The organism is Streptomyces sp. SS1-1, assembly GCF_008973465.1.
Taxonomy (GTDB): Bacteria; Actinomycetota; Actinomycetes; order Streptomycetales; family Streptomycetaceae; genus Streptomyces.
Genome location: NZ_WBXN01000001.1, coordinates 103,792 through 115,602 on the forward strand (window position 1 = coordinate 103,792; position 11,811 = coordinate 115,602).

An 11,811-nucleotide genomic window follows, 5' to 3' on the forward strand; every position below is an offset into this window, starting at 1 on the left:
GCCGCCGCGGGAGCCTGGCCGGCAACGGCGTGCGACCGCGCCCGTGCCGTACGCCCGGTGCATCTGCTCAGTGACGGTGACGGGTTGGTCCCGCCGGCGTCGACGCCGCCCACTTCGCCGTTCGCCGGTGGGTGCGATCATTGCTGATCAAGTGCGTGGCTGGTGGTTCGACTGCCTCGCGAGGCATGGCGGGGGACACGGCGGATGTGGGCGAAGTCAAGGACGGACATGGGCGCCGGCCCGACCGGGCTGGTCGGCCGGGAGGGCGAGCTGGCCGGGCTGGCCGCGTTCCTGGACATGGCCGGGAGGGACGGAGCCGCCCTGCTGCTCACCGGTGATCCGGGCGTGGGCAAGACGGCGCTCCTGGACGAGGCCGCCGCGCTGGCGGTGGCGAAGGGCATGCGGGTCGTCCGTGGGAGCGGCGACGAGTACGAGACGGACATCAGCTTCGCGGGACTCCATCAGCTCGTCGGCTCGCTGCCGGACGAGCTCGGTCGTCTGCCGCATTCCACGCGGGAGGCCCTCGAGGTCGCCCTCGGTCTCGGCGCCGGCCCCGCGCCGAGCCGGATCGCCGTCCTCAACGCGGCACTGTCCCTGTTCGACGAGGCCGCGACAGAGCGGCCGTTGCTCATCGTGGTCGATGACCTTCATGTTCTCGACAGGGCGAGTCTGGCCGCGGTGGGTTTCGTCGCCAGAAGGCTGGGCGGCCGCCGCGTCGGGCTGCTCGGAGCACAGCGCGAGGAGTCCGGCGAGACCTTCCGGTCCACCGGTCTGCCGGAGCTGGCGATCGCGCCGCTGGGGGACGCGGACGCCCTGCGACTGCTGTCCCGGCGCTTCGCCCACCTCCCCCGCCGGGTCCTCTCGACCGTGGCCCACGAGGCCCAGGGGAACCCTCTGGCCCTGCTCGAGTTCGCCGGGTCCACCGGCGCGTCCGGCGCCCGACAGGGCCAAGGGGCGGGGTGGGCCAGCGGCCAGGGACGGGACGTGCGCGCTCTCTACGGCGCCCGCGTCGGACGGCTACCGCACAGAACGCGCGAGGTTCTGCTGCTCGCTGCCCTCGAGGGCTCCGGCGACATCGGCGTCCTCGAGGCGGCCGGCGGGCCGGACGCGCTCGACGGGCTCGCTCCCGCGGAGCGCGACCACCTGGTCATGGTCGCGGAGAACGGGCGCACGGTGCGCTTCAGGCACCCGCTGGTCAGGTCCGCGGTGGTCGACGGTTCCACCGGCGAGCAGCGGCGCACCGCCCACCGCCGGCTGGCCGACGCGCTGGGCGACCAGCCCGAGCGGCGCGGTGACCATCTCGCGAGAGCCACGGCGGCGCCCGACGAGGCGGTCGCCGCCGTCGTGGAGTCGGCGGCCCGCAGCAGCCTGCGACGCGGTGACGCCGACGGCGCGATCGCGAGGCTGCGGCGCGCGGCCGAGCTGAGCCCCGACCGGGCGGTCCGCAGGCGCCGTCTGTCAAGGGCCGCCTACGTCGCCGCCTGGGTCGCGGGTCATCTGGAGGTCAGCCACGAGATCATGCGTGAGGTCGAGGGCGATCCGGCGGCCCGGTCGCTCTCTGCGGCGGCGACGGCCGGCTTCCTCGTGCTCGTCACGGAAGGGGACGCCGACACCGCCCACGCGCTGCTGATGGAGGCGGTCGGGCCGGCGCCGGTGTCGCCCGGTACGCCGTCCGGGGAGCTGGAGACCGCGCTCTTCGCTCTCACGCTCGCCAGCCAGTACTCGGGCCGGACCGAGCACTGGCAGCCCCTTGTCGACGTGCTCGCCCGCCTCCCCCAGGCGTCGCCCGCCGCCGCGGCGTCGCTGGGGCGCGTCCACCACGACCTCGGCTCCGTCACCGACGGCATGCTGCACCGCCTGGACGAGGAGATCGCGGGGTTGAGGGACCGCAGTGACGCCGATGTGGTCGTCCGCACCGCCCTGACCGCCTCCTACCTCGACCGGCTTCCGGGCTGCCGCGAGGCCGTGTCCCGGGTCGTACGCGACGGCGGCGCGGTGGGGTCGAGCATGCCGGCCCTGATGTTCGCCGCTCTGGACGACCTCTACAGCGGCCGGTGGCAGCCGTCGGCCGACGCCGCAAACGAGCTGATCGCCCTGTCCGAGGAGACGGGATACCACCTGTTCGCCCAGGTGGGGCACTACATAGCCGCGATGACCGCGGCGCAGCGCGGCGACCTCGACGCGTGCCGCCGCCACTGCGAGGCCGTCTGGGGGTGGTCAGGGCCCAGGGGGCTGCGGCGGCTGGAGAACTGCGCCCACCAGGCGGCGGCACGGGCGGCCCTGGGCGCCGCCGACTTCGAGACAGCCTTCCATCACGCCACGGCGATCTGCGCCCCGGGGGTTCTGCCGCCGTTCAACCCCGAGGCCGTGTGGTCCGCGCCGGACCTCGTCGAGGCCGCCGTGCGCACCGGGCGGCACGCGCAGGCGCGACGGCACGCGGACGCGCTGCGCGACGCCGGTGTCGGCCACCTCTCGTCGCGGCTCGCGCTGAACTCGGCCGTGGTCACGGCGATGACCTCGGCCGCCGAGGACACGGTCAGGTGCTTCGAGGAGGCACTCGCACTGCCGGGCGTCGAGCAGTGGCCCTTCGAGGCCTGCCGGGCTCGTCTGGCGTACGGCGAAGCGCTGCGCCGGCAAGGACACAACCGTGACGCCCGGGTGCAACTGGCCGCCGCACGCGACGGCTTCGGGGAACTGGGCGCCCGTTCGTGGGAGGCTCGGGCCGCGGCGGAGCTCCGCGCCACCGGCATGACACGGGCCGGCCGGGGCAAGGCCGGTGAGGCCCTCACCCCGCAGGAGCTGGAGGTCGCCAGGCTGGCGGCGACGGGGCTGTCCAACCCGCAGATCGCGTCGCGTCTGTTCCTTTCGCCGCGGACCGTGTCGTCGCATCTCTACCGTGTGTTCCCGAAGTTGGGGATCACGTCGCGGGCCGAGCTCCGCGACGCCCTGCAGGCACTGCCTCCCGAGCCTTCCGCCACCCAGCCGTAAGAACTGCCAGCCGAGGCTCCGGCACTGAGGTGAGCGAACCACCGACCTGGTCCACCGGCACTTCCCCGGCACTGACATGAGCAAGCCACCCGCCGAGTCCCAACCCTCCCCCGGCACTGAGGTGAGCGAGCCGCCGGCCGGATGTCAGTCAGCTGACGGAGGCTGCCGGCACGGGAGCCGGGCCATTCTCGTGGAGACACCGAAACCGCCCGCCACCACGGGCGCAACCCACGAGGAGCAGACCATGCCGTTCGTCACCGCCGGCGACGGAACCGACATCTTCTACAAGGGCTGGGGCTCGGGCCCGCCGGTGATGTTCCACCACGGCTGGCCGCTGAGCTCGGACGACTTCGACGCCCAACTGCTGTTCCTCGTCCAGCACGGCTACCGAGTCATCGCCCACGACCGCCGAGGGCACGGGCGCTCCGCCCAGACCGGCCACGGGCACGACATGGATCACTACGCGTCGGACGCCGCCGCCGTGGTGGCGCACCTCGGCCTGCGCGACGTCGTCCACGTCGGCCACTCCACCGGTGGTGGAGAGGTCGCCCGGTACGTGGCCCGGCACGGTGCCGGGCGGGTCGCCAAGGTTGTCCTCATCGCAGCGGTCCCGCCGCTCATGGTGCAGACCGCGTCGAATCCGGGAGGGCTGCCGGTCGAGGTCTTCGACGGCTTCCGCGAGGCCGTGGCCACCAACCGCTCCCAGTTCTACCTCGACCTCGCCTCCGGGCCGTTCTACGGGTTCAACCGCCCGGGCGCGGACATCTCCCAGGGCGTCATCCAGAACTGGTGGCGCCAGGCGATGGCCGGCAGCGCCCAGGCTCACCACGAGGGCATCAAAGCGTTCTCCGAGACCGACTTCACCGACGACCTTTGGGCCATCGACGTCCCCACGCTCCTCCTGCACGGCGACGACGACCAGATCGTCCCGATCGCCGACTCCGCCGAGATCGCGGTCACGTTGGTCGAGAACGCGCGCCTGGAGGTCTACCCGGGGCTGTCCCACGGCATGTGCACCGTGAACGCCGACACCGTCAACACCGACCTCCTCGACTTCCTCGAGAGCTGACTCGGACCTACCCGCCCGGCCCTCGAGCACAGAGAACAGAACAGGGAATCACCATGACCGCAACACCCACCGGCTACGTGACCGTCGTCCGGGACGCGAAGGCGAAGCCGGGCAGGGAGGACGATCTGAAGGCGTTCATCACCGCCGCCGTCACCCCCTCACGCAACGACCCCGGCAACATCGACTACGAAGCCCACGAAGTCGACGGCCGGCCCGGCGAGTTCGTCATCTACGAACGCTGGGAGAGCCGCACCCACCTCGCCGCCCACCTCGCCGCGCCCCGCATGCGGGAACTCGCCCCGCAGATGCTCGAACTCATCGACGGAACCATCGAGGACGGCATCCGACTGCTGCGCCCCTTCCGCCCCACCCACCAGGGTCCGACGGCCGCCTATGACAGGAGTCCGCGATGGTGCGGTTCATGAAGCAGCACGTCCCCGGTCACCGAGGCCGGTCCCGGTGACCGAGGCAGGTCCCGGGGGGCCGAGGCCGGTCCCGGGGGGCCGAGGGGCCGAAGGCGCCCGGGAAGCCGCCGGTCCACCATGCGCGGCCGCCGGAGGTGACGGCGAAGGCCTCGACGCCGGGGAGGGAGTCGATCCAGTCACGGGCGCTCGCACCCATGGCGAAGGCAGCGGTCGCCCAGGCGTCGACATCGGTGAGATGACGGCCCACCAGGGTGATCGACAGCAGGTCCGATCCCGCCGGACGGCCGGTGCGCGGGTCGAGGATGTGCGGGCCGCGTTCGGCCGTGCCGGAGGTCGCCACGGCCAGATCCCGGCCGGACACGACGGTACTGAGCCGGCCGGGCAGCAAGGGGTGGGCGATGCCGACGCGCCAGGGCACGCCTGGGGCGCACTCGCCGCGCAGCTGGATGTCGCCGCCGCCGTTGACACAGGTGCTGCGGACTCCGGCCCGCGCCAGGATCTCGGACGCCCGCTCGATGGCCCAGCCCTTGACCAGGCCGGTCGGGTCGAGACGGCCACCGGGGGTGGTGCTGAACCAGCCGTCCGTGAGGCGTTGCGCGTTCTCGCACAGCCGGAGCACCTCGGTGACGTCCCGGTCGCAGTCGTCGACGGTGACCTCGCCGCGGCCCAGCCGGCTGATCTGGCTGCCGGGGCGGTAGGTGGAGAACACCTCGTCCACCCGGTGCAGCCACGCCACGGCCCGGTCCAGGGCGTGCCGTACGGCCGGCGTGGAAGCGTCGCGCAGGTCGAAGGAGAAGACCGTGCCCATGGCGTGCTCCACGTGGCGCAGTCCCGGGGTGCGTCCGGTGCGCGGGCTGTCAGGCACCGGCCTGGTCCAGGGCGCTCTGGAGGGACTGCATGTAGCCCTCGCCGGTGTAGGAGGCGCCGGAGACGGCCTGGATGCCGGCGCTCCGCGCGCCCAGGGCTTCCCTGGTCAACGTGGGCACGGCGTAACCGGCGATGGCCCGGCTGCGGGCGTCCTCGTCCGGGGTCCGCACGGCCCGGACCTCGGCCAGCTTGCCGTGGGAGAGGGTGACAGCGACCTGCACCGGTCCGTAGGGGGTCTGCTCGACGGCGCCGGTGAAGGTTCCGCCGGCTCCCGGCCCCGCCGGCGCCGGAGCCGGGAGCCGGCGAGGACGTCGCCGTACCCGGTCCGGTACCGGCCAGTGCGGGCGGTGTGGTGTGGTGCGGTTTGAGGGACAGCAGCAGGACCAGGCCCGCAACGCTGGACGCGGCCATGAGGGCGGCGCGGCGCACTGCCATGGGGCTGCTCCTTTCAGGGGTGTGGGCGGGTCGCAGAGCGCTCAGAGAGCGAAGGACTCGTGGTGGATGCGGCGGCGTGCCACTTTGGCCCGTCGCAGAGCGGCGATGGCCGCGGATGTCATCCCCGGGGGCCGCACAGGTAGACGTCGCGCTCGGCGATGTCCGGTACGAGGGCGGTCAGTGCGTCGGCGGTGAGGGGCGGGGTGCGTCCGGCGGGTTCGTCCACCACGTAGTGCACGGTCGCTCCGCGACGGGCGGCTATGACGTCGATCTCGCGCCGTAGCACCAGGTCCCGCGGGCGGCGCGCCCGGTAGACCAGGGTGACGTCGCCGGGCAGCGTCTCGAACAGGGCGATCAGCGGGGTGATGCCCACACCGCCGGCCAGCAGCAGCGCCTTGGAGGACGTTCGTTGTGCCGCGGTCAGGGCGCCATAGGGCCCTTCTGCCCATACCCGGGTACCGGGACGCAGACGTGCCACGGCCTCGCTGTGGCGTCCGGCCGCTTTCACGGTGATGCGCAGCACGCCCCGGCCGGCCGGTGCGGACAGTGAGTACGGGTTCGCCGTCCACCACATGCCGGGGGCGAGGAAGCGCCAGCGGAAGAACTGGCCGGGCCGCGCGTCCAGTTCGTCGATGTGCGGGCCGGCCATGAGGACGGACACCACTCCGGGCGCTTCGGGCCGTACGCCGGTCACGGTCAGCCGGTGACGCAGTCCCTGCCGGAGGGGGGTGAGGAACCGGTACCAGGTCAGCAGCGCGGCCACACCGATGTACAGGGTGTACCAGGCGAGCTGGGCGGGGCGGTGGGCGACGAAGTCGGCGCCGTTGGACAGTTGGTGGGAGAAAGCCAGGAAAATGGCGAGATATGTGGCGAAGTGCAGGTAGTGCCAGGTCTCGTAACTGAACCGGCGGCGTGCGGCGCGGGCCGAGACGACGCCGGTGGCGAGCAGGAGCAGCAGACCGGCCGTCGCCGGGAGCATGTCGGGATAGCCGAGGACGAGCGCGGTGGCCTGCCCGACGACGCCGGAGCGGGCGCTCGCCGCGTAGCCGAGGGTGATCAGCACGGCGTGGGCGAGCGTCAGGGAGATGGTGTATCGGCCGCCCAGGGCGTGCCAGCGAGCCAGGCGGTCCGAGCCGACGGCCCGCTCCAGGACGGGCAGGCGGGACATCAGGGCGAGCAGCACCGCGCAGGCGTATCCGGCGGCCGACGGTGGTGAACCGTCCGGGCCCTGGGCGCCCGCCCGCCCGGTCCCTGCACGGTGAACCGCGTCCGCGCCCCCGACGCGGTCCGGAGTCCCTCGCCGTCATGCGGCGGCGCCGGGGCTCAGTCGTCCCAGGCCCCAGGCACCGTGATCACCGGGCATTCGGCCCGGTGCAGCAGGCCGTGGGGCACCGAACCCAATCGCATACCCGTGTACCCGCCGCGCCCGTGCCTGCCGACGACGACAGCCGCGGCGTCGACCGACGCGAGGGCCAGTACCTCCACGGGGTGGCCGCGCACCACGTCCTGGGACACCCGAACGTCCGGTTGCCGCTCCGCCAGTCCCGCGAGGGTCTCGGCCAGCAGCCGGCGCCGTTCCGTGAGCCCGGCCTCCTCGTCGGTGAACGGCACGACCGGCCGACGCCACACCCACAGCACGTGCAGAACGGCGCCGCGCAACGCGGCCTCCTCCATGGCGTACGCGGCGGCGGCCCGGGAGGCCACGCTGCCGTCGACGCCCACGACGAGTCGCGGGGGCCGCACATCCGTGGCCTCCGGCTCCCGCACCACGACGACCGGGCAGTTTGCGCGGGCGCTGACCGGAACGGCCATCGAGCCGGACCTGAAGATCTCCTCCGCCCGGCTCAACCGGCGCGAGCCGAGCACGATCATCCGGGCCCGCGCCGCCTGACCGCACAGCACCGCCGACGGCACGCCGTCGAGCAGTCCCGTGGTCACCGGCACGTCCGCGCTCAGTGCCCGCACCGTTGCCGCCGCCTCGTCGAGCGCGTTCTCGCCCCGGGCCCGGAACATCGTGCGCCGGTAGGGTGCGTCGACGTGCTGCCCGCCCTGCACCGGGGGCACCCCCATGACCAGCCGCAGCGACAGGCCCCGGCGCCCCGCTTCGTCGACGGCCCAGGCGAGCGCCGGTACGGACTGCTCACGGGGGTCGATCCCGACGACGATCTCATCGCGTACGGCGGTGTCCGTCATGGATCCTCGTTCCTCCTGCCGGGCGGCCGTGGGAGCGGAACGTTCCTGTCGCGTGGGGGGCGCGAGCGGTGCAGCGCCGGGCGGACTCGTCCCCGCCGGGTACCGCACTGCCCTTTCATTCTGTCGTCGGGAGCGCGAGTCCGCCTGAAGCCGTGCCCCGCGCGAGCCGGCAGCGCCGCGCCCCGGCTGGCGGTGGCCCGTCACTCGCCCGACGACGGGACGGCGGGACCGCCGCTGGTCGATCCGCCGTCCAGTACGAACTCGCTGCCCGTCGAGTAGGTGGCGTCGGCCACGATGAACAGGACCATGCGAGCGACTTCCTCCGGTTCCCCGAACCGGGCGATCGGCTGATCGGAGACGAAGGAGTCGTCGATGCCGGCGGTCATCGCGGTGCGCACCGCCCCAGGGTGCACGGAGCAGACCCGGATCCCGTCGGCTCCGAGTTCCAGCGCCGCCGTCTTGGTCAGTCCTCGCAGACCCCACTTGCCGGCGACGTACGATCCCACGCCGGCATAGCCCATCAGTCCCGCGGACGAGGACATGTTCACGATGACGCCGCCACCGGCCCGGCGCAGCGCCGGGGTCACGGCACGGATGCCGAGCCACGGGCCTTGCAGGTTCACGTCGATCACGCGCCGGAACGACTGCACGCTCTGTTCCTCGATGGTGGCGAATTCGACGATCCCGGCGTTGTTGACGAGCACCGACAGCGGCCCCAGGTCGCGTTCCGCCTGCGACACGGCCGCTGTCCAGCCGTCCCCCTCGGAGACGTCCAGGTGGGCGTAGCGGGCCCGGTCTCCGAGTTCCGTGGCCAGTGCCGCGCCTTCGGCGTCCAGGACGTCGGCGATCAGCACGGCGGCGCCCTCCGCGGTGAACAGACGGGCGACGGCAGCACCGATCCCCCGCGCGCCACCGGTGACGATGGCCACCTGTCCGGTCATCCGTTCCATCTTGGCCTCCCTCGTCCGTGCGTCGACCCGCCTTTCTCGGCAGGCATCGCTGACGTCATTGCCTGCCTCGAACGCCTGGTGTGATCAACCCGTTTCCGTTCTTGAGGCGGTCCGCGGCGAGCCGGGCGCGCACGTTGTGGAACTGCCGGGTCTGCATGACGAAGTGCGCCGGCTCCCAGAGCCCGAGGTCGAAGGGGCGGGTGAGCCGTCGGGGGTGTCTGGCGCCGCGCGTACGGACCACCAGGCGCGTTCCGCCGTCGGGCGTCGGCCGCAGGTGGAAGCCCCAGATCCCGTCGACGCGCGCCGGCGGCAAAGGATCCCACTGCGGATCGAAGGAACGGCCGGACGGAATCTTCAGGTCCGAGCCCAGCACCAACGTCCTGTGCGGCTCCATTCTGACGACGGTGAACCAGGCCCGGCCGCCCCGGACTGTGCTCAGACGCTGCCCCTCCTCGACGCTCTGCCATTCGGGGACGACGCGGTCGGCGCTGGGGTGCCCGTAGTGGTCCAGCCAGTCCCAGCTGTACCAGCCTCCGCGGTCGTATCCCATCTGCACCAGCCAGGCCCACACCGCCTCGGGAGGTGCCGGGAGGGTCGTGGCCATCGTCGACGTGCCGTCGGGCTCGGGGACGAGCTCGTCGCCGGGGTACTCACGGGCGACCTCCTCGCGGGTCGCGCCCCAGGTCAGCATGCGCGGACGAATCCAGCGCGCGTAGCACCCGAGGGCGGCTGACGTCACGGCGAGCGGAAGCAGGCGGCTTCCGGTCGGCTCTCGGTACATGCGCTGCCTGTACATCGCTTCCTCCCTCGGCGCCGGGCCCGGCGCCGTGGAGCCTCGCACTGTCCGCGCAGTAGCGGCTCCCGGCTACCGGCCCGGGTCCGGGACACCCCCGGCCGGAGCGGGGACTCCCGCCCTGACGGGTCGGGGCCGCCGAGGGCACGTTGCGCCGGACGGTGCGCAACCTGCTCCGGCTCCTCCATTGCATCGCCGCGGGCCGGTGAACAGTAGGGCCGAGTGGGTCCTGCCGCTGGACCGTCGGACCCGGGGGCGGTGAGACCGTGCTCTCCTCGCCGTAGTCACCGATCGGCGATCACCGTCCCGCCCCGGCTCAGGGCGCCAGCACAACCCTGCCGAACACCTTTCCCGCGTCCATCTCACGGTGGGCCAGCACCGCCTGGTCCAGTGGCAGCACCGCATGCACGACCGTTCGCAGGTCCCCGTGCGCGGCATCGGCGAAGTGGGACGACCGCACGGCCTGCCGGTCGGGGCCGGGCACGGTATCGGAGCTGAAAGTCGCGAACGACCACGACCTGCGGAAGGCGTCCATCAGCCGCATGCCGAAGTCCGCCGGTGGCTGTCCACCGACCACGCCGACAGCCACGTACCGCCCGTTGGAGGTCAACCTGTCCAGGAAGACGGGAAGCTGGGGACCGCCCACGACATCGATCACCACGTCGAAGCCCGCCGGTGCATCCGAGGCACCCTCTCCGGAGCGGTCGAGGACATGAGTCGCGCCCAGGTCCCGCAGGCGGGCGCCACGCTGCGCCGACGACGTCGTGACCGCCACCGCCTGCGCACCACCCCTGGCCGCGAGCTGGACCGCCGTGATCCCGATGCTGCCTGCCGCACCACGCACGAGCACCGTCTCACCGGCCGTGAAACGGGCGCGTTCCAGGGCGAAGTGGGCGACCACGCCGGAGCCGCCGAGGGTCACCGCCTCAGCGCCGGCCAGGCCGTCGGGCAGCGGAAGGACGTCCTCGATCGAGGCGACGGCCTGCTCGGCGTAGCCACCGGACAGGCCGGTGAACGCCCACACCCGCCGCCCGATCCACGAGGCGTTCACGCCCTCCCCCACCGCGGTGACCTTTCCCGCGACTTCACTGCCGAGGATGTGGCCCGCCCTGAAGCCGTAGGCGGCAAGGGCTCCCCGGCGGATCACGGCGTCCACGCCGCCCACCCCGATCGCCTCGGTGGCGATCCGTACCTGCCCCGGGGTGGGAACGGGCACGGGCACATCGACGGTCTCCAGGCCCTCGGGGTCTCCGAACGTCCTGATCACGACGGCTTTCATCTCGGCTCCTCGGCTCGGTGGGGGGCGGATCGCACCTGCTGCGGCCGCGGGCGCCGTAACCGGGACCCACGACCGGGGCACCACCGTCGGCGTGTCGGGACGCGGTGGCGGCACCGCCATCGGACCGTAACGGACGCCTCCGTCCGTTTGGCTAAAGTGAGAAGGGATGACCAGCCATTTCTCTCAGACCGTGCGCTCCGACGCCCGTGACAACCGGGCCCGCATCCTGGACGCGGCCCGCGCGGTGTTCGGCGAGGAGGGACTGAGCGCACCCATGCGCGAGGTCGCCCGGCAGGCAGGCGTCGGCCCCGCCACGCTGTACCGGCACTTCCCGACCAAACAGGCACTGATCACGGAGACCTTCGCCGAGCAGCGGCGAGCCTGCCACGCCGCCGTCCGCGACGCCCTGGCGGCTCCGGACCCGTGGCACGGATTCCGCAGCCTGATCGAGCGGATCTGTGAGCTCCACGCGCACAGCCGGGGATTCGCCGACGCCTTCATGACGGCCTTCCCCGAAGCCATGGACTTCGCCGCCGACCGAGAACAGACTCTGCGCGCGGTCGGCGAACTCGCCCGCCGCGCACAGAAGACCGGACAGCTGCGCCCCGGCTTCGTCGTCGACGACCTGGTCCTCATGCTCATGGCCCATCGGGGCCTCCAAGGCACACCGGGTGCCACGAGGGCCGCGGCCAGCCGCCGCTTCGCCGCCTACGTCATCGAGGCGTTCCGCGCCACACCGGAGACGGCAACGCCCACACCTATGCCGCCGGCATTATGCCTGCAGCTCGCGGACTCGCCCGGCACGCCGTAGT

At 72.8% G+C, this 11,811-nt stretch carries 10 protein-coding genes and 1 pseudogene; 4 read left to right on the top strand and 7 right to left on the bottom strand.

Annotated elements, in window-relative coordinates; genetic code table 11:
• The first annotated feature begins 228 nt into the window (after nt 1-228).
• The 3 genes from F8R89_RS00485 (at nt 229) to F8R89_RS00495 (ending at nt 4,482) form a co-directional block, all read left to right on the top strand.
• Nucleotides 229-2,988, top strand: a complete 2,760-nt coding sequence (locus tag F8R89_RS00485) for an ATP-binding protein (RefSeq protein WP_225994259.1) — start codon at nt 229-231, stop codon at nt 2,986-2,988.
• Between the two features lie 244 nt (nt 2,989-3,232).
• Nucleotides 3,233-4,057: an alpha/beta fold hydrolase gene (locus tag F8R89_RS00490; protein ID WP_151782074.1), complete on the top strand. Its 825-nt coding sequence runs from the start codon at nt 3,233-3,235 to the stop codon at nt 4,055-4,057.
• Nucleotides 4,058-4,110: 53 nt separating this feature from the next.
• Nucleotides 4,111-4,482: a putative quinol monooxygenase gene (locus tag F8R89_RS00495; RefSeq protein ID WP_151782075.1), complete on the top strand. Its 372-nt coding sequence runs from the start codon at nt 4,111-4,113 to the stop codon at nt 4,480-4,482.
• A gap of 16 nt (nt 4,483-4,498) precedes the next feature.
• On the opposite strand, the gene F8R89_RS00500 is transcribed toward F8R89_RS00495, so the two are convergent.
• The 7 genes and pseudogenes from F8R89_RS00500 to F8R89_RS00530 form a co-directional block, all read right to left on the bottom strand.
• Entirely contained in the window at nt 4,499-5,290 is a 792-nt protein-coding gene (locus F8R89_RS00500) for an FAD:protein FMN transferase (protein ID WP_151782141.1), read from the bottom strand.
• Between the two features lie 49 nt (nt 5,291-5,339).
• Nucleotides 5,340-5,570: an FMN-binding protein gene (locus tag F8R89_RS37180; protein ID WP_318841249.1), complete on the bottom strand. Its 231-nt coding sequence runs from the start codon at nt 5,568-5,570 to the stop codon at nt 5,340-5,342.
• Between the two features lie 255 nt (nt 5,571-5,825).
• Nucleotides 5,826-6,985, bottom strand: a pseudogene (locus F8R89_RS00510) (ferric reductase-like transmembrane domain-containing protein); the annotation flags it as partial.
• A 122-nt stretch (nt 6,986-7,107) separates the two neighbouring features.
• Nucleotides 7,108-7,977, bottom strand: a complete 870-nt coding sequence (locus tag F8R89_RS00515; RefSeq protein ID WP_151782076.1) for a universal stress protein — start codon at nt 7,975-7,977, stop codon at nt 7,108-7,110.
• Between the two features lie 200 nt (nt 7,978-8,177).
• Complete coding sequence (locus F8R89_RS00520) at nt 8,178-8,927, bottom strand: SDR family NAD(P)-dependent oxidoreductase (RefSeq protein WP_151782077.1); 750 nt, start codon at nt 8,925-8,927, stop codon at nt 8,178-8,180.
• A gap of 55 nt (nt 8,928-8,982) precedes the next feature.
• Nucleotides 8,983-9,723, bottom strand: coding sequence for a hypothetical protein (locus F8R89_RS00525; RefSeq protein ID WP_151782078.1), 741 nt, complete (start codon nt 9,721-9,723; stop codon nt 8,983-8,985).
• A gap of 313 nt (nt 9,724-10,036) precedes the next feature.
• Nucleotides 10,037-10,999: a zinc-binding dehydrogenase gene (locus F8R89_RS00530; RefSeq protein WP_151782079.1), complete on the bottom strand. Its 963-nt coding sequence runs from the start codon at nt 10,997-10,999 to the stop codon at nt 10,037-10,039.
• Nucleotides 11,000-11,165: 166 nt separating this feature from the next.
• Here F8R89_RS00530 and F8R89_RS00535 point away from each other — a divergent pair, with 166 nt between their 5' ends.
• Complete coding sequence (locus F8R89_RS00535) at nt 11,166-11,810, top strand: TetR/AcrR family transcriptional regulator (RefSeq protein ID WP_192806002.1); 645 nt, start codon at nt 11,166-11,168, stop codon at nt 11,808-11,810.
• Nucleotide 11,811: the final 1 nt, after the last annotated feature.

Coding starts and splice junctions, on each gene's coding strand:
- F8R89_RS00485 (WP_225994259.1), top strand. CDS start 229: ATGGGCGCCGGCCCGACCGGGCTGGTCGGCCGGGAGGGCGAGCTGGCC.
- F8R89_RS00495 (WP_151782075.1), top strand. CDS start 4,111: ATGACCGCAACACCCACCGGCTACGTGACCGTCGTCCGGGACGCGAAG.
- F8R89_RS00530 (WP_151782079.1), bottom strand. CDS start 10,999: ATGAAAGCCGTCGTGATCAGGACGTTCGGAGACCCCGAGGGCCTGGAG.
- F8R89_RS00525 (WP_151782078.1), bottom strand. CDS start 9,723: ATGTACAGGCAGCGCATGTACCGAGAGCCGACCGGAAGCCGCCTGCTT.
- F8R89_RS00535 (WP_192806002.1), top strand. CDS start 11,166: ATGACCAGCCATTTCTCTCAGACCGTGCGCTCCGACGCCCGTGACAAC.
- F8R89_RS00520 (WP_151782077.1), bottom strand. CDS start 8,927: ATGGAACGGATGACCGGACAGGTGGCCATCGTCACCGGTGGCGCGCGG.
- F8R89_RS00500 (WP_151782141.1), bottom strand. CDS start 5,290: ATGGGCACGGTCTTCTCCTTCGACCTGCGCGACGCTTCCACGCCGGCC.
- F8R89_RS00515 (WP_151782076.1), bottom strand. CDS start 7,977: ATGACGGACACCGCCGTACGCGATGAGATCGTCGTCGGGATCGACCCC.
- F8R89_RS00490 (WP_151782074.1), top strand. CDS start 3,233: ATGCCGTTCGTCACCGCCGGCGACGGAACCGACATCTTCTACAAGGGC.